The organism is Marinobacterium aestuariivivens (assembly GCF_042661465.1).
GTDB lineage: Bacteria > Pseudomonadota > Gammaproteobacteria > Pseudomonadales > Balneatricaceae > Marinobacterium_A > Marinobacterium_A aestuariivivens.
On record NZ_JBHSWE010000001.1, the window covers coordinates 4,896,135 to 4,922,444 of the forward strand.

The 26,310-nt window shown below is 62.4% G+C and carries 26 protein-coding genes, 1 tRNA gene and 1 pseudogene; 19 read left to right on the forward strand and 9 right to left on the reverse strand.

All coding sequences use genetic code 11. From position 1 onward, the window contains the following. Window positions 1-52: 52 nt before the first annotated feature. Window positions 53-718 carry a Bax inhibitor-1/YccA family protein gene (locus tag ACFQDL_RS25655; protein ID WP_379911485.1) on the reverse strand — a complete coding sequence of 222 codons (666 nt, stop codon included), beginning with the start codon at window positions 716-718 and terminating at the stop codon, window positions 53-55. 121 nt (window positions 719-839) lie between these two features. On the opposite strand from ACFQDL_RS25655, the gene ACFQDL_RS25660 reads away from it, so the two are divergent. The 8 genes and pseudogenes from ACFQDL_RS25660 to ACFQDL_RS25695 all read left to right on the forward strand — a co-directional run bounded on the left by ACFQDL_RS25660 (window position 840) and on the right by ACFQDL_RS25695 (window position 8,966). Beyond that, window positions 840-927: transfer RNA gene (locus ACFQDL_RS25660), tRNA-Ser, on the forward strand. Window positions 928-968: 41 nt separating this feature from the next. After that, the gene (locus ACFQDL_RS25665; RefSeq protein ID WP_379911486.1) at window positions 969-1,703 is read left to right on the forward strand and encodes a pseudouridine synthase; all 735 of its coding nucleotides are present in this window, start codon (window positions 969-971) and stop codon (window positions 1,701-1,703) included. A gap of 323 nt (window positions 1,704-2,026) precedes the next feature. After that, on the forward strand, window positions 2,027-2,779 hold the full coding sequence (gene mtnN / locus ACFQDL_RS25670; RefSeq protein WP_379911487.1) for a 5'-methylthioadenosine/S-adenosylhomocysteine nucleosidase: 753 nt from the start codon (window positions 2,027-2,029) through the stop codon (window positions 2,777-2,779). 257 nt (window positions 2,780-3,036) lie between these two features. After that, the gene (locus ACFQDL_RS25675) at window positions 3,037-4,896 is read left to right on the forward strand and encodes a dipeptide ABC transporter ATP-binding protein (protein ID WP_379911488.1); all 1,860 of its coding nucleotides are present in this window, start codon (window positions 3,037-3,039) and stop codon (window positions 4,894-4,896) included. After that, window positions 4,893-6,791: an ABC transporter substrate-binding protein gene (locus tag ACFQDL_RS25680; RefSeq protein WP_379911489.1), complete on the forward strand. Its 1,899-nt coding sequence runs from the start codon at window positions 4,893-4,895 to the stop codon at window positions 6,789-6,791. The genes ACFQDL_RS25675 and ACFQDL_RS25680 overlap by 4 nt, the downstream gene beginning before the upstream one ends. A 6-nt stretch (window positions 6,792-6,797) precedes the next feature. Further along, a pseudogene (locus ACFQDL_RS25685) lies at window positions 6,798-7,760 on the forward strand (ABC transporter permease); the annotation flags it as partial. A gap of 178 nt (window positions 7,761-7,938) precedes the next feature. Beyond that, complete coding sequence (locus tag ACFQDL_RS25690) at window positions 7,939-8,541, forward strand: hypothetical protein (protein ID WP_379911490.1); 603 nt, start codon at window positions 7,939-7,941, stop codon at window positions 8,539-8,541. 17 nt (window positions 8,542-8,558) lie between these two features. Continuing rightward, window positions 8,559-8,966, forward strand: coding sequence for an ABC transporter permease (locus ACFQDL_RS25695; protein WP_379911491.1), 408 nt, complete (start codon window positions 8,559-8,561; stop codon window positions 8,964-8,966). 107 nt (window positions 8,967-9,073) lie between these two features. On the opposite strand, the gene ACFQDL_RS25700 is transcribed toward ACFQDL_RS25695, so the two are convergent. Then, entirely contained in the window at window positions 9,074-9,556 is a 483-nt protein-coding gene (locus ACFQDL_RS25700) for a TlpA disulfide reductase family protein (RefSeq protein WP_379911492.1), read from the reverse strand. 165 nt (window positions 9,557-9,721) lie between these two features. On the opposite strand from ACFQDL_RS25700, the gene ACFQDL_RS25705 reads away from it, so the two are divergent. Next, a complete protein-coding gene (locus ACFQDL_RS25705; RefSeq protein WP_379911493.1) occupies window positions 9,722-10,591 on the forward strand; it encodes an NAD(P)-dependent oxidoreductase in 870 nt (289 codons plus the stop codon). A gap of 96 nt (window positions 10,592-10,687) precedes the next feature. Beyond that, window positions 10,688-10,846 carry a hypothetical protein gene (locus ACFQDL_RS25710; protein ID WP_379911494.1) on the forward strand — a complete coding sequence of 53 codons (159 nt, stop codon included), beginning with the start codon at window positions 10,688-10,690 and terminating at the stop codon, window positions 10,844-10,846. A gap of 87 nt (window positions 10,847-10,933) precedes the next feature. On the opposite strand, the gene ACFQDL_RS25715 is transcribed toward ACFQDL_RS25710, so the two are convergent. Beyond that, window positions 10,934-12,001 (reverse strand): 3-deoxy-7-phosphoheptulonate synthase, encoded by a 1,068-nt coding sequence (locus ACFQDL_RS25715; protein WP_379911495.1) that lies wholly within the window; start codon window positions 11,999-12,001, stop codon window positions 10,934-10,936. A 337-nt stretch (window positions 12,002-12,338) separates the two neighbouring features. Here ACFQDL_RS25715 and dsbD point away from each other — a divergent pair, with 337 nt between their 5' ends. Beyond that, on the forward strand, window positions 12,339-14,222 hold the full coding sequence (gene dsbD / locus ACFQDL_RS25720) for a protein-disulfide reductase DsbD (protein ID WP_379911496.1): 1,884 nt from the start codon (window positions 12,339-12,341) through the stop codon (window positions 14,220-14,222). A gap of 35 nt (window positions 14,223-14,257) precedes the next feature. Here dsbD and ACFQDL_RS25725 read toward each other — a convergent pair whose 3' ends face one another. The 4 genes from ACFQDL_RS25725 to ACFQDL_RS25740 form a co-directional block, all read right to left on the reverse strand. After that, a complete protein-coding gene (locus ACFQDL_RS25725; RefSeq protein ID WP_379911497.1) occupies window positions 14,258-16,207 on the reverse strand; it encodes an acetoacetate--CoA ligase in 1,950 nt (649 codons plus the stop codon). Window positions 16,208-16,327: 120 nt separating this feature from the next. Beyond that, window positions 16,328-16,873: a hydrolase gene (locus ACFQDL_RS25730; RefSeq protein ID WP_379911498.1), complete on the reverse strand. Its 546-nt coding sequence runs from the start codon at window positions 16,871-16,873 to the stop codon at window positions 16,328-16,330. A 15-nt stretch (window positions 16,874-16,888) separates the two neighbouring features. Then, complete coding sequence (locus ACFQDL_RS25735) at window positions 16,889-17,317, reverse strand: MaoC family dehydratase (RefSeq protein WP_379911499.1); 429 nt, start codon at window positions 17,315-17,317, stop codon at window positions 16,889-16,891. Between the two features lie 109 nt (window positions 17,318-17,426). Continuing rightward, the gene (locus ACFQDL_RS25740; RefSeq protein WP_379911500.1) at window positions 17,427-18,614 is read right to left on the reverse strand and encodes an EAL and HDOD domain-containing protein; all 1,188 of its coding nucleotides are present in this window, start codon (window positions 18,612-18,614) and stop codon (window positions 17,427-17,429) included. 179 nt (window positions 18,615-18,793) lie between these two features. Between ACFQDL_RS25740 and ylqF the strand changes: the two genes are divergently transcribed. From ylqF to ACFQDL_RS25775, 7 genes are all read left to right on the forward strand, one after another. Next, entirely contained in the window at window positions 18,794-19,705 is a 912-nt protein-coding gene (gene ylqF / locus ACFQDL_RS25745) for a ribosome biogenesis GTPase YlqF (RefSeq protein WP_379911501.1), read from the forward strand. Further along, window positions 19,702-19,992 (forward strand): hypothetical protein, encoded by a 291-nt coding sequence (locus ACFQDL_RS25750; protein ID WP_379911502.1) that lies wholly within the window; start codon window positions 19,702-19,704, stop codon window positions 19,990-19,992. Before ylqF ends, ACFQDL_RS25750 begins: the two co-directional genes overlap by 4 nt. 280 nt (window positions 19,993-20,272) lie before the next feature. Continuing rightward, on the forward strand, window positions 20,273-20,536 hold the full coding sequence (locus ACFQDL_RS25755) for a CDGSH iron-sulfur domain-containing protein (protein ID WP_379911503.1): 264 nt from the start codon (window positions 20,273-20,275) through the stop codon (window positions 20,534-20,536). Between the two features lie 303 nt (window positions 20,537-20,839). Beyond that, window positions 20,840-21,970, forward strand: a complete 1,131-nt coding sequence (locus tag ACFQDL_RS25760; protein WP_379913347.1) for a BaiN/RdsA family NAD(P)/FAD-dependent oxidoreductase — start codon at window positions 20,840-20,842, stop codon at window positions 21,968-21,970. A gap of 164 nt (window positions 21,971-22,134) precedes the next feature. Continuing rightward, window positions 22,135-22,908, forward strand: coding sequence for an N-acetylmuramidase domain-containing protein (locus tag ACFQDL_RS25765; protein WP_379911504.1), 774 nt, complete (start codon window positions 22,135-22,137; stop codon window positions 22,906-22,908). A 3-nt stretch (window positions 22,909-22,911) separates the two neighbouring features. Continuing rightward, window positions 22,912-23,868 carry a type II secretion system F family protein gene (locus tag ACFQDL_RS25770; RefSeq protein WP_379911505.1) on the forward strand — a complete coding sequence of 319 codons (957 nt, stop codon included), beginning with the start codon at window positions 22,912-22,914 and terminating at the stop codon, window positions 23,866-23,868. Between the two features lie 23 nt (window positions 23,869-23,891). Beyond that, complete coding sequence (locus ACFQDL_RS25775; protein WP_379911506.1) at window positions 23,892-24,386, forward strand: GNAT family N-acetyltransferase; 495 nt, start codon at window positions 23,892-23,894, stop codon at window positions 24,384-24,386. Window positions 24,387-24,525: 139 nt separating this feature from the next. Here ACFQDL_RS25775 and ACFQDL_RS25780 read toward each other — a convergent pair whose 3' ends face one another. Continuing rightward, complete coding sequence (locus ACFQDL_RS25780) at window positions 24,526-25,179, reverse strand: DUF3047 domain-containing protein (protein WP_379911507.1); 654 nt, start codon at window positions 25,177-25,179, stop codon at window positions 24,526-24,528. 28 nt (window positions 25,180-25,207) lie between these two features. After that, the gene (locus tag ACFQDL_RS25785) at window positions 25,208-25,534 is read right to left on the reverse strand and encodes a hypothetical protein (protein WP_379911508.1); all 327 of its coding nucleotides are present in this window, start codon (window positions 25,532-25,534) and stop codon (window positions 25,208-25,210) included. A gap of 177 nt (window positions 25,535-25,711) precedes the next feature. Here ACFQDL_RS25785 and ACFQDL_RS25790 point away from each other — a divergent pair, with 177 nt between their 5' ends. Continuing rightward, complete coding sequence (locus ACFQDL_RS25790; RefSeq protein ID WP_379911509.1) at window positions 25,712-26,308, forward strand: glutathione binding-like protein; 597 nt, start codon at window positions 25,712-25,714, stop codon at window positions 26,306-26,308. Window positions 26,309-26,310 lie beyond the last annotated feature (2 nt).

Below are 26,310 nucleotides of genomic sequence, written 5' to 3' on the forward strand. Positions count from 1 at the left end.
CCCGCCATCTTAGCAAAGATGGCGGGGCTTGAAGGGGCTTTCGACCCCGCGATCAGTCGCTGCTGGTCAGACCGAGCAGCTGCAGCAGGCTTATGAAGATGTTGTAGATCGAGACGTACAGGGTCACGGTCGCGGAGATGTAGTTGGTTTCGCCGCCGCGCACGATCTGCTGCGTGGTCAGCAGGATGGCACCGGACGAGAACAGGATGAACATCGCGCTGATCGCCAGCGACAGGGCCGGCATCTGCAGGAAGATGTTCGCAATGACCGCTACCAGCAGCACCACGAAGCCGGCCATCAGCATGCCGCCGATGAAGGACAGGTCACGCTTGGTGGTCAGGGCGTAGGCCGAGGTGGTGAAGAAGGTCAGGGCGGTGCCGCCGAGCGCCATCATGACGATGTCCGAGCCGCCCCGGGCCAGGAACATGTTGATGATCGGGCCCAGGGTGTAGCCCATGAAGCCTGTCAGCAGGAATACGAACAGCAGCCCCAGCGAGCTGTTGCGATTTTTCTCGGTCAGGAACAGCAGACCGTAGAAACCGACCAGGGTGATGATCAGACCCGGGTGGGGAAGGGCCAGGGCCGCGGCGACGCCTGCGATCGCCGCAGACCAGGCCAGCGTCATGCCCAGCAGGAAATAGGTATTGCGCAGGACCTTGTTGGTCGAAAGCGCACCTGAGTGGTAGGCATCGTTGTTGATGGTTCGAACGTTACGCATGGTTTCCCTCGGTTGGTTTCTGTCCGATGAGTACGATAATGACGTTTATAAATTAAAATTCAAGCGTTTGGACCCTTTGACATCCAGATGATTCCACGTAAAATTGGCGCCGCATTGCAGCGGTGGGATGGCTGAGTGGCCGAAAGCACCGGTTTCGAAAACCGGCGAGTCGAAAGGCTCCCAGGGTTCAAATCCCTGTCCCACCGCCACTTCTTTCCCTGCGCCGTGCCTCGCGAGTCCATAGCCGCCAATGTCCGACCCCAGAGTTCTCTTCGAGGACGAACACTTCATCGCCATTGACAAGCCTTCCGGCCTGTTGGTTCACCCGAGCTGGATAGCGCCGCGCAAAACGCCCAACGCGGTTGCCTGGCTGAAAGGTTATCTCGGTTCTACCGTCTACACCATCCATCGGCTGGACCGGGCCACGTCCGGCGTCATCCTGTTCGGCAAACACAAGGAAGCGGCCCAGGCGATGAATCTGGCCTTCTCCGAGCGCCGGGTGCGAAAAACCTATCTTTGCGTTACCCGGGGCCATACGCCGGAAGAGGGCATTATCGATTACCCGCTGAAGCCAATTCACGACAAGAAGGCCGACCCCTTCGCCGATCCGGACAAGCCGGCCAAAGAGGCTGTCAGCGAGTTCCGGCGCCTCGGGACCGTCGAGCTGCCGATACCGGTCGGCCGTTACGAGACCGCGCGCTACTCGCTGGTCGAAGTGCGACCGCATACCGGGCGCAAGCACCAGATCAGACGCCACATGAAGCATATCTTCCACCCGCTGGTTGGTGATACCAAGCATGGGGACGGCAAGCACAATCTGCTGTTTCGTGAGCGTTTCGGGCTGCAGCGTCTTCTGCTGATGGCCACGGAGCTCGAATTCCGGCACCCCTTTACCGGACAGACGAAGCGCATCTGCAGCGGCGTCGACGATTACAGCGACAGCCTGTTTCGGGAACTGGGATGGACGGGGCTTTATCCGCGTTGAGCGCCATCGCTGTTCAGAAACTGTCCGGTCAGATCCAATTAAGTGCCCAATGGCGGGAATCGGCTTGTCTGCACTATTCTTTCTGCAGGGCAAATTCCGTATCCTAGGCGGCCTTCATTATCCGGGCTCCCGGGCCGGATAATGGATATCAGGGAAGAATGCAGCCGCTTCGGCTGCACAAGCTGTTCCGGAGGTCCGGCAGTGGGACGGTCCGGAACGAACTCTGTCCGGATGCAGCACCGGCAGCAGGGTTCAGGTCAACCCGGGTCGCCCGCCGGATTTATAACAAACATACAGATACGAAGAACGGTAGTTACAATCAGATGAGCAAGTGCCTGGCAGAGATTCTCAAGCGCAAGGACAGGGTATGCATCGGCATCATCGGTGCAATGGATCAGGAAGTCGAATTACTAAAATCGGCCATCAGTGGTTGCGAAGAGCATCGCTATGCCGGGTACGCCTTTTATACCGGACAACTGCGTGACCAGCATGTGGTATTGCTGCAGTCGGGCATCGGCAAGGTCAATGCGGCAATCAGTACGGCACTGCTGCTGCAGATATTCGAACCGGACTGCGTGATCAATACCGGCTCCGCCGGCGGCTTCGATCCGGAGCTGGAGGTCGGCGATCTGGTCATCTCCACCGAAGTGCGGCATCACGACGTCGACGTTACCGTCTTCGGCTACGAGCCGGGCCAGGTACCGGGCCTGCCGGCGGCCTTCGAACCGGACCCGCTGCTGGCACAGATTGCCGAAAAGTGCATTGACCGGATGCCGGGCGTGAAAACCGTGCGGGGGCTTATCGCTACCGGCGACAGCTTCATGAACTGTCCGCAGCGGGTGGCGAAAACGCGGGTTCTGTTCCCGGCATTGAAAGCGGTGGAAATGGAAGCGGCAGCGATCGCCCAGACCTGCCACCGGTTCGATACGCCTTTCATTGTTATACGCGCGCTGTCGGATATCGCCGGCAAGGAATCGAACATTTCGTTCGAGCAGTTCCTCGAAAAGGCCGCGACCCATTCGGCCGAAATGGTCATGGCCATCGTCGAATCCATCGGCCGTCGCCCGGGGCACTGATCGCCGTCGTGCCGCCTGAAGGCAGGCGGCACGCTAAACCCGTCACCCGTCACCCGTCACCCGTCACCCGTCACCCGTCACCCGTCCACCTACAACTACTCCTACGTTGTAGGCACAGCCGCCATCCCTGGCGGTAATCCGTCACTTTGTCGCGCTTTCGCGACGTCCCGAATGGACGGCAGCCGCTCCGCTGTCTATAAACTACAGTTGAATGGAGGAATGTAGCGGGGGGACGGATTTTGGATCATCTGTTGTCGGTGAAGGATTTACGCGTCTCCTTCCGTCTGCCCGAAGGCGTTATCGAAGCGGTCAAGGGGGTGTCGTTCAATATAGACCCGGGTGCGTCGGTGGCCCTGGTGGGCGAATCCGGATCCGGGAAATCGGTGATCAGCCAGGCCATCATGGGGCTGTTGCCCAAGGCGGGCGTGATCGATTCGGGGCAGATCCTGTTCCGCGATCCCCGTTCGCACCAGGTGGTCGATATCGCCGCGCTGCACCGTGACAGCGCCCGCATGCGTGATATTCGCGGTGGTCGCATCTCCATCATATTCCCCGAGCCCAACACCTCGCTGTCCTCGCTGCACACCATCGGCGATCAGATATCGGAAGCGCTGAAGCTCCATCGCTCGGTGACTCAGGCCGAGGCCCTCGAGCTGACACGGGAAATACTGCACCTGGCGGGTTTTCCCGATGCCCGGCGGGCGCTGAGGACCTATCCGTTCGAACTGTCGGGCGGGTTGCGGCAGCGTGCGATGATCGCCATGGCGCTGGTCTGCCATCCGGTGCTCCTGATTGCCGACGAGCCGACAACGGCCCTCGACGTCACCATTCAGGCGCAGATACTCAAGCAGATCCGCGACCTGCAGCAGGAGCTGCACATGGCGCTGTTGCTGATCACCCATGATCTCGGGGTGGTGGCGAACATGGTGCAGGATGTGGTCGTGGTCTACCACGGCGAGGTGATGGAGGCCGGTTCCATCGACCATATCTTTCGGCATCCCTCCCACCCCTACCTCAAGGCCCTGCTGCGGGCGGTGCCCCGTTTCGACATGGCGCCGGACGAGCGGCTGGTGCCGATCCGGGAGATCCGCCCCAATACCGACAATCTGCATACGCCCAAGCACCCGCTGCCGCCGGACTACGACCGCCACAGACCCATCCTCAGCGTGCGCAATATTCGCAAGCAGTTCCGCATTCGCAGTGCCGGCAGTGGTCACCAGAGCCGGATTCAGGCGGTCGACGACGTCAGTTTCGATATCCATCGCGGTGAATGTCTGGGGCTTGTCGGCGAGAGCGGCTGCGGCAAGACGACCCTGAGCAAGATCCTGATGCGGGCGCTGAATCCGGATCAGGGCCAGGTCAGTTTCTACGACGGCCACCGCGATATCGATCTGCTGGCACTGGACGGCAAACCGCTGACCGAGTTCCGTCAGCGCATGCAGTTCGTGTTCCAGGACCCCTTTTCGTCGCTCAACCCCCGCATGACCATTTACGACATCCTCACCGAACCGCTGGTGATACACCGTATCGCCAGCCGCAAACAGCGCGAGACGATCGCCCGTGAACTGATGGACCTGGTGGGGCTCGATGTGCGTTACCTGCAGCGCTATCCGCACAGCTTCTCGGCCGGCCAGCGGCAGCGCATCGGCATCGCGCGGGCACTGGCGCTGAGTCCGGAGCTGGTGATCTGCGATGAGCCGGTGTCGGCGCTCGATGTTTCGGTTCAGGCGCAGATACTGAATCTGCTCAAGGATCTGCAGAAACAGCTGGGTCTGACCTATCTTTTCATCAGTCACAACCTGGCGGTGGTCGACTATATCGCCGACCGGATCGCCGTGATGTGCCGCGGTCAGCTGGTTGAACTGGCACCCAAGCAGGCATTGTTCCGCAGGCCCTTGCATCCGTACACCCAGGCGCTGCTGAGCGCGGTGCCCTATCCGGACCCGGAACATCCGCTCGATTTCGAGCGCCTTATGCTGGACCGGGCGTCGGAGCCCGAGGCCTGGGCGGCGCCCTTTACCCATCACCCCGATGCCCCGGCATCGCTGATCGAATTCGAAGCCGGGCATTATGTCCGCGTTGCGGCGGGAACACGCCGCGAGGAGCTGGTAGCATGAGTCATTTCAACTGGCGTCGCCTGGCACTGTTGCTGCCGCTGGCGGGATTCAGCCTGGGGGTCCAGGCCTATTCGCAGGCACCGTCCGTCGAGGAACGCGTCGCCGCCGGTGAGCTGCCGCCACTGGAGCAGCGCCTGCCCGCCGAGCCGCTGCAGCTGGATTTCGCGAAATGGAACAAGGACGTCGGGCAATATGGCGGTACTCTGAACATCCTGATGGGCAAGGAAAAGGACACCCGCCGCATGACGGTCTACGGGTATGCCCGGCTGGTGCGCTACGATGAAAGCCTGGAGCTGGTGCCCGATATTCTGCAGGCCGTCGAAGTCGAGCAGGAACGGATATTCACGCTGCATCTGCGCCCCGGCCATCGCTGGTCCGATGGCGAACCTTTCACCTCCGAGGATTTTCGCTACTGGTGGGAGGATGTCGCCAATAACGATCAGCTCTATCCGGTGGGCCCGCCTGCAGTCCTAAAGGTCAACGACAAGTTCCCGACGGTAAGCTTCCCGGATGCAACAACGGTTCGTTATGCCTGGGAGGATCCCAATCCCGACTTTCTCGCCGGCCTGGCCGGGGCCGCGCCGCTCTTCATTTACGCACCGGCACACTACATGAAGCAGTTTCATCAGAAGTATGCCAACGAAGCGGAGCTGGCGGAGAAGGTGCTGAGCGAGGGCAAGCGCGACTGGGCTGCACTCCATACCTCGATGGGACGGCTTTATCGTGCCGATAATCCCGGACTGCCCGCGCTGCAGCCCTGGCACCAGACCACGGCCGGACCCAGCAGCCGGTACATTTTCGAGCGCAACCCCTATTTCCACCGGGTCGATCCGGACGGGCGTCAGTTGCCCTATATCGATCGGGTGGTGATGGGCATCACCGAATCGAAGCTGATTCCGGCCAAGGCCGCCACCGGTGAAACGGATCTGCAGGCCCAGTACCTGAGGTTCAGCGACTACACGCTGCTCAAGCGCAATGGCCCCGACTACGGTTACCGGGTGGCTCTGTGGCGTGAGGCCAAGGGGGCCCGCCAGGCGCTGTTCCCGAATCTCAACCACAACGATCCGGTGTGGCGCGACCTGTTTCGCGACGTGCGATTTCGGCGCGCGCTGTCGCTCGCCATCAACCGCCACGAGATCAACCGGGTGATCTATTACGGCATGGCCGTGGAAGGGCAGAATACGCTGCTGCCCAAATCGCCGCTCTACAAGCCCGAATACCGGGAAAACTGGACCGGATTCGACCTCGATCAGGCCAACCGGCTGCTCGACGAAATCGGCCTGACCGAACGTGATTCCAGTGGTTTCCGCAAGTTGCCGGACGGCCGTTCGCTGGAGATCATCGTCGAGACCTTCGACGGCACCAGCGAACAGGCCGACGTGCTGCAACTGGTGGCCGACAGTTGGTCCGAGGTGGGCATCAAACTGCATATCAAACCGTCGAATCTCGACAACGTCCGCCGTCGTGTCTACGCCGGCGAGGCTCAGATGACCATTTCCACCGGGCTTGAAAACGGCATCGCGACGCGGGCCAATTCGCCCTCGGAGCTGGCGCCGGTGAAGCAGGAGTACTATCAGTGGCCCAAGTTCGGCCAGTATGTCGAGACCCATGGCGCGGCCGGCGAGCCGGTGGACATGGCCGAGGCGGAACAGCTGATGACGCTGCTCGAGAGCTGGTATCGCGCCGAATCGGCCGACGCGCGTGCCGAGGCCTGGCACCGGATGCTGCAGCTGCATGCCGACAATGTCTTCAGTATCGGTATTCTGGCCGGTGTGATGCAGCCGGTTGCGGTCGACGCCGCGCTGCGTAACGTGCCGGACGAAGGCATCTGGAACTGGGATCCGGGCGCCCACTTCGGACTTTATTTACCGGACACCTTCTGGTTCGAGAGGTAAAGCATCATGTGGCGTTACATCACCCGCCGCGTATTGATGATGATACCGACACTGCTGGTTATCAGCGTACTGGTGTTCACCATCATCCAGCTGCCGCCGGGCGATTACCTGACCACCATGGTCAACGAGCTCCAGGCCCAGGGCGAGAACGTCAGTCAGGAGCGTGTCGCCTACCTGCGCGAACAGTATGGCCTCGACCGCTCGCCTGTCGAGCAGTATTTCTTCTGGGTCGCCGGGCTGCTGCAGGGGGATCTGGGGCACTCGTTCGAGCACGACAAGCCGGTACGTGAGGTGGTGGGCGACCGGATGTTCCTGACCATGATGGTGGCGTTCGTGACGACGTTGTTCGTCTATGTGATGTCGTTCCCGATCGGCGTCTACTCGGCGGTCCGCCAGTACAGCATCGGTGACTTTGCACTCTCGTTCGTCGGCTTCATTGGCCTCGCGACGCCGAACTTTCTGCTGGCGCTGGTACTGATGTACCTGGCCAAGGCGTATTTTGGCACCGATATCGGCGGGCTGATGGATGCCCGCTATATCGATCAGCCCTGGACCTGGGACAAGGTGGTGTCGGTGCTCGAACACCTCTGGGTGCCGGTGGTGGTCATCGGCACCTCCGGCACGGCGGGCATGATACGCCGCCTGCGCGCCAATCTGCTCGACGAGCTGCACAAGCAATACGTGGTCACGGCCAAGGCCAAGGGCCTGTCGCCCGGCAAGACCCTGGTCAAGTATCCGCTGCGCATGGCCCTGAATCCCTTTATCGCCGATATCGGCAACCTGCTGCCGGAGATGATCTCCGGCGCCGTGATCGTCTCGGTGGTGCTCGGGCTCGAGACCACCGGCCCCATGCTGCTCAAGGCGCTGCAGTCGCAGGACATGTATCTGGCCGGCAGTTTCCTGATGTTCATCTCGCTGCTGACGGTGTTCGGGACGCTGATTTCCGACCTGGCGCTGGCGGTGCTTGATCCGCGTATCCGGCTCGAGGAGGGCAGCAGCGATGAACCGCCCGCCGGTCGAGCATTACGTCAACCCGGAACCGTTCAACCCGCAGTCGGTGATGGAGCTGACGCCGGAGCAGGAGCGCTATTACATGGCGTCGCAGTGGCGCCTGGCCTGGTGGAAACTCAGGCGACACCGGCTGGCCGTGATCAGCGCCAGCTTCCTGACCCTGATGTACCTGGTGGTGATCTTCGCCGAGGCGGTGGCACCCTACCAGCTCGAGGAGCGCCATGTCGATTACCTGTTCGCGCCGCCTCAGGAGCTTTACTGGTTTCATGAGGGCGAGTTTGTCGGGCCCTTCGTTTATGGAATCGACGTGACCCTGGACATGGATAAGCTGCAGTGGGTCTACGCCGAGGACCGGAATCAGCGCCATCCGCTGCGCTTTTTCTGTCATGACAATGACTACCCCGGTGCCGGCTACGAATTCTGGGGCATGGTGCCCGCCAGCTTCCACCTCGTCTGCCCGGCCAAGGGAGGGCCGCTGTTCCTGCTCGGGACCGACCGGCTCGGCCGGGACATGCTCTCGCGGATCGTCTACGGTGCCCGGATCTCCCTGACCCTGGGGCTGATCGGGATCGCCATCAGCTTCATGCTCGGTATCAGCATCGGAGGTGTCGCCGGCTACTACGGCGGAATGGTCGACAACGTGGTGCAACGGGTGATCGAAGTTATCCGCTCTTTTCCGATGCTGCCGCTGCTGATGACGCTCTCGGCTATTCTACCGGTGACCTGGCCCCCACGCTGATCTTCATCGGAATCACGGTGTTGCTCGCGCTGCTCGACTGGCCGGGGCTGGCGCGGGCGGTGCGCTCGAAGCTGCTGGCGCTGCGGGAGGAGGATTTCTGTGTGGCGGCCCAGTTGATGGGGGCGAAGCCGGGCAGGGTGATCATGAAGCACCTGATGCCGAGTTTCGTCAGTCACCTGATCGCCTCGGCGACGCTGTCGATTCCGACCATGATCCTGGGCGAGACCGCGCTGAGCTTTCTGGGCCTGGGCCTGCGCCCGCCGGTCACCAGCTGGGGCGTGCTGCTCAACGAGGCGCAGAACATCAATTATGTGGTGCTCTATCCATGGCTTTTGTATCCGGTGATACCGGTCATCCTGGTGGTGCTGGCGTATCAGTTCCTCGGCGACGGCCTGCTGGATGCCGCCGATCCGTACAAGCATTGAATGAATGCTACAAGCGGCAAGCCAGGTGCTGCGGTGGCCCGAATCCTCGACTGTGGGAGCCCGGTCTCGAACGGCCTGGATGCCGTCATGGAGCGGGAGCCCGGCCTTTATTTCAGCAATGCTCCGATCTGTTCGATGCGCTCGGGCGAGTCCCATTCGTGCCCGCCGGCTACGGTATCGATCAGCGTGCCGTCGCGACCGTACAGATAGGTCATCGGCAGGCCGGGAATGCCGAGTTCGGTGAAGGCCGAGCCGGATTCGTCGAGCAGGATGCGAAAACCCAGTGGGCGCTCGAGGCGGGCGCGAAAGGTCTCGATCGCTTCGGCGCTTTCACCGACATTAACGGCCACCACCGCCAGCCCGTCGTCGGGAAAGTGGCGCTGCAGCCGGTCCATGGCTGGCATCTCGCGGATGCAGGGCGGGCACCAGGTGGCCCAGAAATTGAGCAGCAGCACCTGGCCTCGAAACTGGTCGAGCGCGATCGGCCGGTGTTCGAGGTCGGTGAAACTCAGGTCGTAGACCGCCATCCCGGCCCGGACCGGTTGCAGCAGCGAAAGGCCCAGCAGTAACAGTGTCGCCAGCGTGCGCATGAAAGCTCCTTGTTCCCGTTACCGCAACAGCTTAGCAGTCCGGTACCGGGGCGTCATCGGCTAACTCCATTGGTCAGCCTGGCGTCGACTGTGGCATAAAGTACAGTCTGATCGACCGGGACGCAGTCCCCGGAACTTACGAATCCACAGCCAGAAGGAATCAGGATGAAAGTCGCATTCTTGGGATTGGGAACCATGGGGTACCCCATGGCGGGTCACCTGCAGCGCAATGGACAGCAGGTCTGCGTCTACAATCGCACCGTGGCGAAGTCCCGGCAGTGGACAGACGAATATGGCGGCCGGTTCGCCGAGACACCGGCCGCTGCGGCGGCCGGTGCCGAGATCATCTTTACCTGCGTAGGCAACGACGACGACCTGCGCCAGGTCGTCCAGGCCGATGACGGTGCTTTCGCCGGAATGAGCGCCGGCGCTGTGCTCGTGGACCACACGACCGCTTCCGCCGAGGTGGCGCGTGAACTCGATGCATCTACCCGCGCGCGGGGATTGCACTTTATCGACGCGCCGGTGTCAGGCGGCCAGGCCGGGGCCCAGAACGGGGTGCTCAGCATCATGTGCGGCGGGGCGCCCGAAGTCTTTGCGCGGATCGAGCCGGTGATCGCCGCCTATGGCAAGTCCTGCCGCCTGCTCGGTGATGCCGGCAGCGGTCAGCTGGCCAAGATGGTCAATCAGATCTGTGTCGCCGGTGCGGTGCAGGGGCTGGCGGAGGCGGTGCATTTCGCCAAGCGCTCGGGGCTCGACGGCAGAGCGGTGTTCGACGTTATCCGTCACGGCGCCGCCGGTTCCTGGCAGATGGACAATCGCCACGAGGCGATGCTCGATGGCCGTTTCGATTTCGGCTTTGCCGTCGACTGGATGCGAAAGGACCTGCGTATCGCGCTGGATGAAGCCCGCAACAACGGCGCCAGTCTGCCGATTACCGCATTGCTCGATCAGTTCTACGCCGATATTCAGGCGATGGGGGGCGGGCGCTGGGATACCTGCAGCCTGGTTCGTCGTCTGGAAAGGGACGACTGAACGGAAAAGTCGACAAGTCTGTTTTGACTTGGATCAAGGTTCCCTTATAATCGCCAAAATTTTTTCTGTTCAAAAAAGCGACTACAAGAGGTTCCTATGACCGGTATCGACAAATACAGCCTGGTATCCTTCGCACCCAGTGTCCTGATCGTGGCCGCCTGTGTAGCCCTGGTCTTCGTGGGTGTGGGCTTCCTGCGCAAGAATATCGCCAAGGACGCGGCGGCTGCCCAAGCCCGCGAAGCCGGCAAGGGCTGATACGACTGCCGGCCGCCAGGCCGGTGACGGAATCCGCCAAAAAAGGCCCGCTACGTAGCGGGCCTTTTTTGGCATAGCTGCAGGGCCTTAGCGGCGCGGCAGCACTTCCTTGAGCTGCTGGTGGATCTTCAGCAGGCTGCGCTCGGTGGTATCCCAGTCGATGCAGGCGTCGGTGACCGAAACGCCGTATTTCAGTTCATCGAGTTTGGCCGGGATCGACTGGTTGCCCCAGCCGATATTCGATTCGATCATCAGGCCGATCAGTGACTTGTTGCCTTCGACGATCTGGTTGGCGACGTTTTCCGCCACCAGAGGCTGCAGCGCCGGATCCTTGTTGGAGTTGGCGTGGCTGCAGTCGACCATGATGTTCAGCGGCAGCTTGTTCTTCGCCAGTTCCTGCTCGCAGAGGGTAACGCTGACCGAATCGTAATTCGGTTTGCCATTGCCGCCACGCAGCACCACGTGGCCATAAGGGTTGCCCCGGGTGCGGATGATCGCCGCTTCGCCTTTTTCGCTGATGCCGAGGAAACTGTGCGGGTGGCTGACGGACTGCAGCGCGTTGATCGCCACGCCCAGGCTGCCGTCGGTGCCGTTCTTGAAGCCGACGGCACAGGAGAGACCCGACGACATCTCGCGATGGGTCTGGGACTCGGTGGTCCGGGCGCCGATTGCAGACCAGGAGATCAGGTCCTGCAGGTACTGCGGGTTGTTCGGATCCAGTGCCTCGGTGGCGAGCGGCAGGCCCAGTTCGGACAGATCGAGCAGCAGTTTGCGTCCGATGTGCAGGCCCTCCTCGATATCGAAGGAGTCGTTCATGTGCGGGTCATTGATCAGGCCTTTCCAGCCAACGGTGGTGCGCGGCTTCTCGAAATAGACGCGCATCACCAGAAACAGGCTGTCCTTGACCTGCTCCGCCAGCGCCTTGAGGCGACGGCCATAGTCCAGAGCGGCTTCCGGATCGTGAATGGAGCAGGGGCCGACGACAACGATCAGGCGCTTGTCCTTGCCGTCGAGGATATTGCGGATCGTTTCGCGGCCGTTCATGACGGTTGCGGCCGCCGCCTCGCTGATCGGCAGCTTCGCCTTGAGCGCTTCCGGCGTGATCAGGATGGATACGGATTCGATATTGAGGTCGTCTAAACGTGTGTCGGTCATGGGTATTCCCTACAGCGAACAGGGCCGGGCCCGCAATCGTCCGGGCCCGTCGCAATGTTGAAAACTGAACGGTAACAGGTTAAGGGTTTTCAAGGCGCTCGGGTTCCGGTGCGGCATGCGATTAGCGCAGCGGGCCGGCATTCGGCGCTTTGTGCAACTGCACACCTTTTTAACACATAACCAGGCACGTTATAAGCCCGGCAGGTTCCGGTGGAGGCCAGGTCCGCGGGCCAGTGTTACAATGCCGCCTGAAGCTGGTCTGAGCCCGGTGCGAACTTGACCCGGATGCCGTGGTCTACAGGCTGCCAATTCGTTCAACCCGTGGAACCGGAATCCCGTGCGCTCACAGTTCTTTCGCTGCGTTTCTCTTTTCCTGCTGCTGCTGGCGGGTCTTAACCTGCCGGCCCAGGCCGGGCTCTTCGACAAGAATCCCTTCGGCGGCAGCGACGGCCCGCTGCAGGTCGATGATGCCTTCCGTTTTGATTTCGAGCAGGTCGCCCCCGGACGGGTGAAACTGCTCTGGACCATACAGCCGGACTATTACCTCTATCGGGACCGGATGGAGTTCAAGAGCCTCGACGGAACCAGCCGGGTTGTCGAGCGGATCAACGCGCCTTCCGAGGAGAAGGAGGATCCGCTGTTCGGCAAGGTCCAGGTCTACCATGAATTTGCCGAGGTGGAACTGAGCCTGGCGAGCCTCGGTTCCGAAGCGGTCGACGATCGCCTTGCCGTGACCTACCAGGGGTGCTGGGAAGGCGGAATCTGCTATCCGCCTGTGACCCGTGAGATCCGTTTGGCAGGCGTTCCTGCGGCAGGCGCCGCTGTTACGAACAGGCCGCCGGGCGGCGGCGATGGTGCTGGCGCCACCCAGGCCGGCGCCGTCAGTTACGGTGTCGGTACAGTCCCGGCCGGGGAGCCGGTCAGCGAGCAGGACCGCTTCGCCGGTCTGCTGCGCAATGCGGGCCTGGGTGTGACCCTGGGTGCCTTTTTCATTGCGGGACTTGCGCTGGCATTCACGCCCTGTGTCTTCCCGATGATCCCGATCATCTCCAGCATCATTGCGGGCCATGGCCATCGCATCAGTACCGGGCGCGCACTGGTGCTGTCGCTGGTGTATGTGCTGGCGGTGTCGCTGACGTACACCCTGGCCGGTATCTTCGCCGGGCTCTTCGGTGCCAATCTCCAGGCCGGCTTCCAGAATCCCTGGATCATCGCCACCTTCAGCGGCCTTTTCGTTCTGCTGGCGCTGTCGATGTTCGGATTCTACGAACTGCAGCTGCCGTCCAGCTGGCAGAGCCGGCTGAGTCGCGCCAGCAGCCGGCGCCAGGGCGGTACCCTCACCGGCGTGGCGGTGATGGGGCTGCTGTCGGCGCTGATTGTCGGACCCTGCATGGCGGCGCCGCTGGCCGGCGCGCTGATCTATATCGGCCAGACCGGTGATCCGGTGCTTGGCGGCTCGGCACTTTTTGCGCTCAGTCTCGGCATGGGCGTGCCGCTGCTGCTGGTCGGCGCCTCGGCCGGGAAACTGCTGCCCAAGGCCGGGCTCTGGATGGATGCGGTGAAGGCGGCATTCGGTGTCGCGCTGCTGCTGATGGCGATCTGGATGCTCGATCGCATCATTCCGGATCGGGCGACGATGGCGCTGACGGCGATGGTACTTGTCGTTTCGGCGGTCTACATGAACGCCCTCGATCGTTTGCCGGATCAGAGCGGCGGCTGGCACCGGCTCTGGAAGGGAGTGGGCCTGATGCTGCTGGTCTATGGTCTGGCGCTGATGGTGGGGCTGTTCTCGGGCAGCCGAAGCCTGGTCTATCCACTGCAGGGGCTGGCCGCGGGCGAAGCGCGATCAGAGGCGTCACTGCCGTTCAGCAGGGTGACCTCGATGGAGCAGTTGCAGCCGTTGCTGGAACAGGCCCGCCGCAATGGCCAGCCGGTCATGCTCGACTTCTTCGCCGAATGGTGTGTGTCCTGTTACGAGCTGGAGTACGTGACGTTCAGCGACGAGAGCGTACGCCGGGCGCTGTCGGGCTATCAGCTGATCAAGGTGGACGTGACCGCCAACGACGCTGCGGCCCGGGAACTGAACCGCGAATACGGCGTCATCGGGCCGCCGGCGCTGCTGTTCTACGACAGCGCCGGCACCCTGAAACCGCAGCTGATGCTGGTCGGCGTGATCGATCCGGCCGATTTCCTGCGTCATCTCGACCGGGTGGAAGGGTAATGGGTGACGCGTAACGGGTGACGCGTCACGCAATTTCAGGTTTTCAATTCCGGCAGGTCCCGGTACAGTTCGAGCGCATCCGGGTTGGCCAGTGCCTCCCGGTTCTGCACGTCCTCGCCGATGACCATGCTGCGCACCGCCAGTTCGACGATCTTGCCGCTCAGGGTGCGGGGGATATCGGCCACCTGGACGATTTTCGCCGGCACGTGTCGAGGCGTCGTGTGCTCGCGTATGCGGCGGCGGATACGGTCGCGCAGCGCATCATCGAGTGACAGACCGTCACGCAGACGCACGAACAACACCACCCGCACATCGTCCTGCCAGGGCTGGCCTATGCAGATGCTCTCGAGCACCTCCTCGATTGACTCGACCTGGCGATAGATCTCGGCGGTGCCGATACGGACGCCGCCCGGGTTGAGCACGGCGTCCGAGCGGCCGTGGATGATCAGGCCGTCATGCCCGGTCAGCTCGGCGAAATCGCCATGGGCCCAGACATTGTCGAAGCGGGAAAAGTAGGCGTCGCGGTAGCGCTGCTGGTCCGGGTCCTGCCAGAACCCGATCGGCATCGACGGGAAGGGGCGGGTGCAGACCAGCTCGCCCTTGCCGCGCTGCAGCGGCTGTCCCTGGGGATCATAGATTTCGACCGCCATGGCCAGGCCCCGGCATTGCAGCTCGCCCTTGTAAACCGGCCTTATCGGACAGCCCAGGGCGAAACAGGAGATAATGTCGGTACCGCCCGAGATGGACGACAGCTGCAGGTCCTGCTTGATCTCGCGGTAGACGTAGTCGAAGCTTTCGTGGGACAGCGGCGAGCCGGTGGACAGCAGTGCCCGGAGGCGTTCGAGGCGATGTGTCCGGCCGGGCCTGATACCGGCTTTTTCCAGTGCGGCGATGTATTTGGCGCTGGTGCCGAATACGCTGATCCCCTCCTGTTCGGCGATATTCCACAGGTGTTCCGGTGTCGGTGCCGTGGGGGAACCGTCGAACAGCAGCAGCGCGCTGTCGGATGCCAGGGCGCTGACCAGCCAGTTCCACATCATCCAGCCGCAGGTGGTGTAGTAGAACAGCAGGTCCCCGGCTCCCAGGTCCGTATGCAGCCGATGTTCCTTGAGGTGCTGGAGCAGCGTGCCGCCGGCCCCGTGGACGATGCACTTCGGCACCCCGGTGGTCCCCGACGAGTACAGAATGTAGAGCGGGTGATCGAACGGCAGTTGTTCGAACTCGATATGGGTCTCGCCCCGGTCGACAAAGTCGTCGAGCAGCACGGCCTTGTCGAGCCGCCCCAGGGCCGGCTGCTCCGCCAGGTAGGGCACGACGACCAGCCGTTCCACCGATGGCAGCCGGTCGAGGATGCCGGCGATCTTTACCAGGGAATCGTGGTTTTTGCCATTGTAGAGGTAGCCGTCGGCGGTAAACAGCAGGCGCGGTTCGATCTGACCGAAGCGGTCCAGTACGCCCTGGATACCGAAGTCAGGCGAGCAGGAACTCCAGACGGCTCCGACGGCGCTGCTGGCCAGCATCGCGATCAGGGTTTCGGGCAGGTTCGGCATAAAACCGGCTATACGGTCGCCCGGCCCGATGCCGAATTTACGCAGGGCGCTGGCCAGTTCCGCTACGCGGTGATAGAGCGCGTTATGGCTCAGGGTGCTGCGATGGTCCGCTTCGTTGCGAAACACGACCGCAGGACTGTCGTCACCCACTCGCAACAGGTTTTCGGCGAAATTGAGACGGGCCTCCGGAAACCAGCGTGCGCCCGGCATCCGTTCGGCGTGCTCCAGAATGGGGTCGCCGCGGGCATCGGCGATTACGCCAGCCCAGTCCCAGAGTTCCTCCCAGAAGGTCTCGGCCTCCCGGATACTCCAGTCATAGAGCGCCCCGTAGTCGGAGAGTTCGAGGCTCAGTCGATTGTTGAGGTGATGCATGAACGCCGTCATGCGGCTGCCGGCGATGCGATCGGGACCGGGTGTCCAGAGTGGTTGCGCCATGGAATCCTCCCCTCATCCGAGAGGCGGCTGACGTGGCCGGTACGGCAGCTGCCCGTTCGAAGTCTAGTCAAAGGAGGCGGACAATCCCAGTTACGCCCCGTCGCCCGGGGCTTCCCGCCGTCAGCGCAGGTAGTTGCGGCTGATATGACGGAAGCTGTCGGTACCGGCCTTGCGCATCCATTCGAAGGCGACCATTTCTCGGCTGACGATTCGGATGCCGGCCTCGCGCATGCGCTCGATCGCCAGCGCCTTGTCCGAGGGGTTGCGCGACGAGATACAGTCTGCGACGACATAGACCTCCCGGGCCTGCTCGCGCAGCTCAATGGCGGTCTGCAGTACGCAGACATGGGCCTCTATGCCGATGACGACGATCTGCTCCCGTTGCCCGTCATCGATGGCGTCCCGGCAGGCCGCTTCCGACATGCAGGAGAAAAAGGTTTTCTCCAGCACGGCGTCGTCCGGCAGCAGCTCGCGCAGGGCGTTCGAGGTGTGGCCGATGCCGCGGGGATACTGCTCGCTGGCCAGGACCGGCACCTGCAGGTACCGGGCAATCTCCATCAGCCAGCGACAGTTGTCGAGCAGTGCCTGGGGCGCTTCGACCGCCGGCACGAGCTTGTCCTGGACATCGACCAGCAGCAACAGCGATTTTTGCGAATCGATCAGCATCGACCTGCCTCCGGTTCAGGGTTTGTTGTCGACCATGACGATGGCTTCGCCCTGGGTGACCTTTCGGCCGTCGACATAGCAGTCGGTGGACAGGGTGACGCGCCGCCGGCGGACATTGATGTCGGTTACGGTGATGCGGGTTTCGACTTCGTCGCCGGGGCGGATCGGCTGGCGAAACTTCAGTTGCTGGTCGAGATAGATGGCACCGGGTCCCGGCAGGTGAGTGCCGATTGCGGCGGAGATCAGGCCGGCGCTGAGCATGCCATGGGCGATGCGGCCGCCGAAGGCTGTCTGCTGTGCGAAATCCTCGTCCAGGTGTACCGGGTTGGTATCGCCGGTGACTTCGGCGAACAGCTGGATATCGCGATCGGAGACGGTCTTGAGCACGGACACCGTCTGGCCGAGTTCAAGCTCCTCGATAAAAAGGCCGTGGGCCTGGGTCATGGTTTTCTCCACGTTGATACGGGTATCGGCCGCCGGGGCGGCGCAGGTTCAAAAATAACATCAAAACGGATGCTGCCTGACCGGGATGGCCCGGCAGTGACGGGTCCCGTCAATCCTCGTACATCGCCTGCATCGCTTCCTGGGTCCACTTGAGGCTGGCGCGATAGGCCTTGTCATAGAGGCTGCCGTCGAAGTCGGCCGGCAGCAGGTCCCAGTCGCCGCTCTCGTAATGAACGACGTTGCCCAGTACAGTGCCGACCGTCCCGGCACCGTCGCATATCGCCATCTTGATATCGTCCCCCAGCGGCACCTGCTCGAGCATCGCATCGCGGTCGATGTCGAGCATCGCGTGGAGCCCCGACATCATGCCGGCCATGAAGAAGGAGGAGGCGTTGGGGTAGCGCATGCCCTCGGCGACCAGCTCGCACATGCGGCCCCTTATCAGCAGCAGTCGCGCCAGCTCTTCGGGCTTGTCGCGGTTGGCGGACATCGCGATCAGGGTGGCCCATTTGCGCACCTGCTCGAGTCCGAGCAGCACGACGGCCTGGGCGATGGAGTCGACCTTGCGAACCAGGGCATAGGCGGCCGAATTGACGATTCGCAGCAGCTTGAAGGTCAGCACCGGGTCCCGCAGTATCAGCGACTCCAGTTTCTCCGGCGTCGTCGAAGGTTTCTGCAGTTCCTGGATCAGCTGCATCAGCGCAACCTGATTGGCGCTGACGCGCCGGCCCTGGACCATCTTCGGGCGGCTCAGGAAACCGCCCTGGTAGAGCTTGAACCCCATCTCGACACAGCGTTCGAGCTGGTCGAACTGTTCGATCCCCGCGGCCAGAAACGCGACCTTGAACGGCGCCATCGTGGCGAGCTGCTGTTTCAGTTCGGCGTCATCGAGCTCACGCACATCGAGCTTGACGATCTGTGCCATCTTCAGAAGATTGTCGTGACGGGGGTTGTAACGCCTGCTCCTGAGGCAGATGCGGTAACCGTCGCGCATCAGTTTCAGGACCGCCTGCTCGTACTCGCGGTCAGGAGATTCGTCGGGCTCGAGTTCGATGACGACCTGCTTGCGCGGCAGGTCCGGGATGCTTCCGGACAGCAGCAGCTGCGGGCTGACCGGAAGGAAGGCCGGTACCCGGCGCACGGCGCCTGCATCGCTGATGCTGGTATAGACGTTGAGAATCATTTCGCCGCTGTGTTCGGTGTCGGCGAGTTGCGGCGCGGCCTCGTTCTCATTACGGTACAGCAACTCGTACGCCACCACTTTCTGGTGACCGTCGAAGATGGGCTGGCGTGTCATCTGAAACTGCTGGCTGTTGGACGTCGAATCCATTTGTCCCTTCACTCTTCCTGTTGCCCGGTCCCGCAAAGTTTATACGTAAACCCCCGTCAAGCGATAGGGCGAAAGGGGGGCGGAGCGCTATCGCTTTGTGCCCACGGCGCTATAATAGGCGCCCTTCGAACAGGGGCGGTACATCAATGAGCATCAACTGGTTTCCCGGGCACATGCACAAGGCGCGCAAAGAGATCGCCAAGACCATGGACGAGGTCGATGTGGTGATCGAAGTGCTGGACGCGCGTCTGCCCCAGTCCAGCGAGAACCCGCTGGTCGACAAACTGCGCAAGGGCAAGCCGGTGATCAAGTTGCTCAACAAGGCCGACCTTGCCGACCCGCTGCTGACCCAGGAATGGCTGGAGTTCTTCAACGGCATGGAGGCTGTCCAGGCGCTGGCGCTCGACTACGAAAACAAGAAGCTGATCAAGCGCCTGCCGGATCTGTGCAAGCAGCTGGTGCCGTCGCGTGCCAATGCGGGCCGTCCGGTGCGGGCGATGATCATGGGCATTCCCAATGTCGGCAAGTCGACGCTGATCAATGCGCTGCTCGGCAAGCGCATCGCCAAGGTGGGCAACCAGCCGGCCGTAACCCGGTCGCAACAGCGTTTCAGCGTTCAGGGAGGCATGGCGCTGTCCGATACGCCGGGCATTCTCTGGCCCAAGATCGAGGACCGGGACTCCGGTTACCGACTGGCCGCCAGCGGCGCCATCCGCGATACTGCTATCGAGTTCGAGGACGTGGCGCTCTTTGCCGCCGGTTTTCTGCTCAGACAGTACCCGCAACGCTTGCAGGAACGCTACAAACTGACACAATTGCCAGAGATCGCCGAGGAGCTGATCGATGCAATCGGCCGCAAGCGTGGCTGCCTCAGACCCGGTGGTATCGTCGACAGGCACAAGGCCTCGGAAATACTGCTAAACGAACTGCGGGGCGGGAAACTCGGACGCATCAGTTTTGAAACGGTCGCCGAGTGGGACGAAAAGAGACGCCAGGCCGCGCTTGAAGAAGCCGAGCGCCTGGCGGCGGAAGATGAGCAACAGCAGGACCCGAAATGACACGCGTAAAGAAAAAGCGTTCCGATGCCAACCGTATCGAGTGGGGCGAGAGTCCGCCCCGGCGCAGCGAGAAACTGGCCGATCCGGACAGTTACGAAAGTCGCAAGAAAAAGGCGCTGGAGAAGCGCAAGCGTCAAAAGTCCGTTTACGAGAAGCACGTCGAACAACAGGAGCGTGACGATGAACGGCGCGAAGACAGCGGGCCGCGGGGCGGTCGGCTGGCGGAAAAAATCCGCCGCCTGAACCGTGACCGGGTCGAACTCGACGATGAGCCCGAGGACGACTGAGCCCCTGCGCCGGGCCTGAACAGGATCGGCGCAGGTCCCGGGCGGCCGCCTTCAGACAATTGCTCTGTAAGTAGAGTTTGTACAGCGGCGGGGCGGCCTTCCGTGGGGCGGCCTTCCGTCACCCCTGGCCCAGGCAGAGGATTGCTCCTGCCGTCTTGTTGCAAGTAGAGTCTGCACAGAGGCCATCCCTGGCCTAGACAGACAATTGCTCCTGCATTGTCTGCACAGAGGCCATCCCTGGCCTAGGCTTTGGGGTGACTCGACAGCCGAGATAGCCGCCATGTCCCACTCGCCGATTCATCGTGCCGGCAATGCACCGGTACGTATCGAACTCAAGGAAGGGGAGACCTACACCTGGTGTGCCTGCGGGCGCTCGGAAAACCAGCCCTGGTGCGACGGATCCCATCAGGGCACCGGCATAGACCCGGTCGTATTCGTCGCCGAGCGAAACGATATCGTTTTTCTGTGCATGTGCAAATCGACCGAGAGTCCGCCGCTCTGTGACGGCTCCCACAAAAGACGCAAAGAGGACACGCCGACCTGAATCGGTACCGCGCTGCGCCACCGCAACCGGGCGGCTGTGTTAGCAGCCTGTCTGGCTTGACCGATCGTAGCGAGGGGAAGTTCGTTTTGAGGCAGTTTTTGAGCTCTTTTGAGGCGAATAGTGGTTCTATTCAACGAGAAAGAGAACAAAAAATGACCAAAATCGGCTGTTCCGCAGTAGATCAGCGGTAAGTCCGACAGGCTGCTAGCATTAGCGCCCATTTAAACCCCCAGGTAAGAAACATTGCAGCCCCATACTACCCAACCGGAAGTCATTGTCATTGGTGCCGGCGCGGCCGGCCTCATGTGTGCGGCCAGTGCCGGCTATCGCGGACGTTCCGTCCTGTTGCTCGAACACAGCAACAAGATCGGCCGCAAGATCCTGATGTCCGGCGGCGGGCGTTGCAATTTCACCAATCTGCAAAATTCACCGGCGAACTACCTCTCGCGCAATCCCCATTTCTGCAAGTCCGCGCTGAGCCGCTACCCGGCGTCCGCCTTTATCGAGCTGGTCGAGCGTCACGGCATCGACTATCACGAGAAAACCCTGGGACAGCTGTTCTGCAACGGGTCGAGCAGGGAGATCCTGCAACTGCTGCTGACCGAGTGCGACTGGGCCGGGGTCGATATACGTACCGATTGCCAGATTCACCGTGTCGAAAAGCTGGAGCGGGGTTTCAGGGTCAAGACCTCGCTGGGTATCTGGCAATGCGATTCGGTGGTGATTGCTACCGGCGGGCTGTCGATTCCCAATGGTGGCGCCACCCCCTTTGCCTACGAGACCGCCCGCCAGTTTGGCCTCGAGGTGCTGCCGCTGCAGGCTGCACTGGTGCCCTTCACGCTGCAGCCGGCGGACCTCGAACTGTTCAGGCCCCTGTCCGGTGACTCCCACCGGGTGAGAGCCCGCATCGGCGCTATATCCTTCGTCGAGAACCTGCTGTTCACCCACCGCGGCCTCAGCGGTCCGGCGATCCTGCAGATCTCGTCGTACTGGGAGCCAGGCACCGAAGTCGAGATCGACCTGTTCCCGGAGCTGGACCTGCTGGCCTGGCTGAAGGAACAGCGCGAGGCACGGCCCAGGGCCGATATCCGGACCCTGCTCGGTCAGTTGATGCACAAGGGCATTACACAGACGTTCTGCGACCTGTGGCACTTCGAGGGGCCGATCAACCGCTTCGATAACCGCAGGCTCCAGGCTGTCGCCGACCAGTTCCACCGCTGGATCGTCAAACCGTCGGGTACCGAGGGTTACCGCACCGCAGAAGTGACCCGCGGGGGTATCGACACCGACGAGATCTCGTCGAAGACCTTCGAGGCGAAAAAGGTTCCGGGGCTCTATTTTATCGGCGAGTGCCTCGATGTGACCGGTCACCTGGGCGGGCACAACTTCCAGTTCGCCTGGGCCTGCGGTCACTGCGCCGGCCAGTACGTCTGAGCCCCGTACCCATCTGCAAAGCCTCTGCGCGTCGCCTATAGTGTGGAAGCAAGGGAGAGTCCGTTCCGCCTGTTTTCCGAACCGCTGATGTCCCCGGAATTGTCTGCCAGGACAGCGCCGGCCCCGGCCCGCGCCTGTCACGGGATACCAAACAGGAGTGGATCATGAAATTTGAAAGTCAGGGACGCCCACTCAGCGACGATGGCATGGACCGGATCTGCAGAACGCTCGGCGTGGCCGAGCCCGAGGTCTGGGCAATATTGACGGTCGAGACCCGAGGGTTCGGCTTCCTGCGCAATCGCCGGCCGCAGATCCTGTTCGAACGCCACATTTTCCATCGCCTCACCGATGGTCAGCACGATGCCGGTAACCGCGACATCAGCAATGCCAGGCCCGGCGGCTATGTCGGTGGTGCCGCCGAGTACGACCGTCTCAAGAAGGCGATGACGCTCGACCGCGGCGCGGCGCTGCAAAGTGCCTCCTGGGGCATCGGCCAGGTGATGGGCATGAACTTCCAGGTCGCAGGTTACGACGATGTCGAGGCGATGGTGGACGATATGGTGCGCAACGAGGATGCCCAGTTGCTGGCGATGGCCAACTTCATCCGCGGCAACCGCCTCGACAGTGCCCTGCAGCGCCACAACTGGGTGTCATTTGCCCGCGGTTACAACGGTCCGGCGTTCAAGGTCAACGAATACGATACCCGGCTCGCCGCGGCCCATGCGAAGTTCAGTACCCTGCTGCCCGATCTTGCGTTGCGCACCGCCCAGGCCGCGCTCAATTATCTGGGCATCAACCCGGGGCCGATCGACGGCCTGCGTGGCCGCCGGACCCGTTCGGCCCTGATCGAGTTTCAGAACCGCCGGGACCTGCCGGAAACGGGTGAACTTGACAGCGATACCGGAAGCCGCCTGATCGCAGAAGCCTTTCCCGACTGATGGATGACGGCCAACGGTGTCGCTGGAGTGCTCTGCGGTCGGAGTCCTGACTGGCTGCCCGAACACAGTCGAAGCCTGGCTGCGCTGATGGGGGCGGGGTTGTCGCCGCTACAGGCCGTCGAGGTGCTGCGCCGGCAATATCCCGCGCTGTCGCAGCCGTTGGAGCACGCGATGAGCCGGCTGTCCCGGGGCCGCTCCCTGAGCCAAAGCCTTGGCGAAGGCGGCTTTTTCGGCCGCCATGCTCGTATTCTGCTTGAGGCGGGGGAGTTTGGCGGGCGCCTTCCCGAGGCGCTGCGGCTGATCGCCGATCGCTCCGAGCAGCACCGTCGCAGGCTGGCCCGGTTCCGAGCCCGGCTCTGGCTGCCACTGCTACTGTTGCTGATCGCGACCCTGGCCGGGCTGCTCCTGAATACCCGGTTTTATCAGCTGTCCCTGGGCGTCGCGCTGGCGGACGCGGGGATGTCGCTGGGTTTTGTCTTTCTGCTGACCACCCTGCTGCTGAAACTGCTGAAGCTGGACCGTTCAGGCTGGCTGTACTGGGGGTGGCGACTGGGACTCGGGCGAACCGGACTTTACCGGGGCTTTTTCGAAGTCGGGTTTTACGGCCTGCTGAGCGGAATGCTCGACGCAGGCTGTGATTATGTCGAGGCGCTGGAGCATTGCCGCGATCTGCTCGATGACCGCGTCTACAGGGGCCGGGTACGGATCGCACAGCAGGCGCTGGCGTCTGGCCAGGACCCCTCCACGGCATTGGAGTGTGCCGGGTTGCCGCTGTCGCCGGCGTTGCGCCAGCTGATACGCAGTGCCGGGGCGGCGGGGCGTCTGCCTCAGGCACTCGGGCATCATCTGCGTCTCGAACAGCAACGGCTCGATCTGTACCTCGAAGCCTTTTACGAATGGCTGCCGCGGATCTATTATCTGCTTGTTATCGGTATCGGACTCAGGTATCTGCTGGGCTGAGCCGTCTGCAACCGGGTAGTGCCATGAATCTAGTACCCTACGAGCCGGCGCTTGCCCGTGCCGTCACCGATCTCTACCACCGCGCTGTCCATGCGATCGATCCGAAGCTCTACACGCCTGAGCAGCAGGAGGCCTGGGCGCCGACACCGCCGGACTATGAATTCTGGAGCACGCGCCTCAAGGCCCGGCAGCCGTTGCTGGCGCTGGACGACGACCGGCTGGCGGGCTTTATCGAGCTGGAAGCGGACGGTCATATCGACTGTTTCTACGTCGATCCCGACTATCAGCATCAGGGCGTGGGCGCCCGGCTCTACGAACGCATCGAGAAAAAGGCCCGCCGCGACGGCATCGGGCGCCTCTTTGTAGAGGCGTCGCTGCTGGCCAGGCCCTTCTTCGAAAAGCGAGGCTTTGCGGTGGTCTGTCGCAACGAGGTATGCCGTCAGGGCCAGGTGCTGATCAATTTCACGATGGAGAAGCGATTGAAAAATGAGTCAACAGAGCAGCGTAGGGTGGAATGAAGGCCGAAGGCATGAATTCCACCGATGCTGCCCGGTTACTCCGTGGTTTTCTCGATTGGCATCATTGCTCCATAGCGCCACCCGGAATGCGATTCACCGGTGGAACGCCACCCGGTGGAATTCGCAGGCTCATTCCACCCTAGGGGCAGTCCCCGTCGTCGCTCTCGAATCGGATATCCCCGTACCAGGCGCTGGCCTCGAGGCCGGTATTGTCGGTGTCGGTCATCAGCGCGACCGCGTCAACCGGGCCGGGCTCCGCTGCGAACAGGCGGCGGTAATCGGCCCTTACGTCGCGGCATTCATGGACCCACTGGCCGACGTCGGCACTGCCGCCGCGCACCGCAATCATGCGCGCATTGGCGGCGAAGGCGTTGGGCCATTCGCTGCCGGCGGGCTGGCGACTCGACCAGACATAGTTGATCGCCCGGGTGCGCCAGAATGCCAGACCGCCGGAAAACACCACATAAATGCGCGCGGGGTAGTCGTCGCCGGCTTTGCTGCGCTCGTCCGGCGTGTCGATCAGGTTTGCGACCTTCCAGGACCAGGCCAGCAACGGTGTTCTGTCCAGGTCGATCTCGATCTCGCGATACAGCCCAGAGGCGGCGCTGCGGCTGCTGGCATGCAGTACCAGCTGGCCGGCGTCGCGTCGCAGCTCGTAACGGCTGTGGCCGACGAAAGACTTGCTGTGCCAGCCCTCGAGGTCGGCGGCGGAAAAACGCCCCACCTCGACCGTCTCGGCACCGGTGTGGAGCGCCAGAAGAAGCAGTGGCAGTGGCAGTAGCCGTGTTTTCAATGGCCGGTTTCCTCAAACAGCGTCTCGATCAGACAGGGATCATTGAAGTGGCGTCTTCCGACAAAGGCGACCGCATGGCGCCGAACTGTTCAGGCGCCATCGGCTCCTGGCTGAAGGAAGCCAGCAGCCGGCTGGTCCTGAGGAAGGGAAAGCCCGGGACACGCGGAAACCCCTGGTCTTCGACACCGGCCTGCCGGATCTGCCGGTCGGCCGCCTCGAACCGCACCAGGCATCCGGTGAGCGGGCCGGGCGGAAAGACCGGGGGCTGTGTCGCGCAACCGGCCAGCAATGCCGCCAGAAGGGCCAGGCCTGCGCCGATGCGCGCAAGGCAGCCGCTGCTTGCGGTTGGCGTCAAAGTATCCGGAAGCATCATAAGCGTCTGAAACCGAATGACTATTCAACTTAAGTGTAGACCTGCGGCCGGGCTGACCGGCATCGGCACAGAAGCAGGAAACGGGCTGGCGCGATTCGGGCCGGAGGACTATGGTTTTCTGCAGGCCGGCCCGAAGGGCCTTACATTGGAGGAGTTGCCATGAAGCTGTATTCCGCCCCCGGTACCAGTTCCGCCGCGGTTCATATCTGTCTGGTCGAGGAGGATATTCCATTCGACCTGGTCAAGGTCGACCTGCGGGGTGACCGGCGTCTGTCCGACGGCCGCCATCTCGTTGATCTCAACCCCAAGGGCTATGTACCGGTGCTGGAGCTTGACAACGGCCAGGTGCTGACCGAAACGGCCGCCATTCTGCAGTTCGTCGCCGACTTCAAGCCGTCGTCGGGACTCGCGCCTGCCAACGGTACCTTCGACCGGGTTCGGCTGCAGGAGGCGCTGAGTTTCATCGGCTGCGAAGTGCACAAGACCCTGGGTGCCTTCTTCGATCCGAGGCTTGGGGAGGACGCGCGCGGGCTGCTGCTGGAGAAGTTCGCCCACTGCGCGTCCATCCTCGACCGGCAGCTGTCGGAATCCGATTATCTGGTTGCCAATCGTTTCAGCGTCGCGGACGCCTATCTGTTCGTGGTGCTGGGCTGGTGTCCGATGCTCGAGATCAACATCAATCGCTATCTCAATCTCGTGGCGTTCATGGAGCGTGTCGGCGACCGGCCTTCGATCAACAAGGTGCGTCACGCCTGATC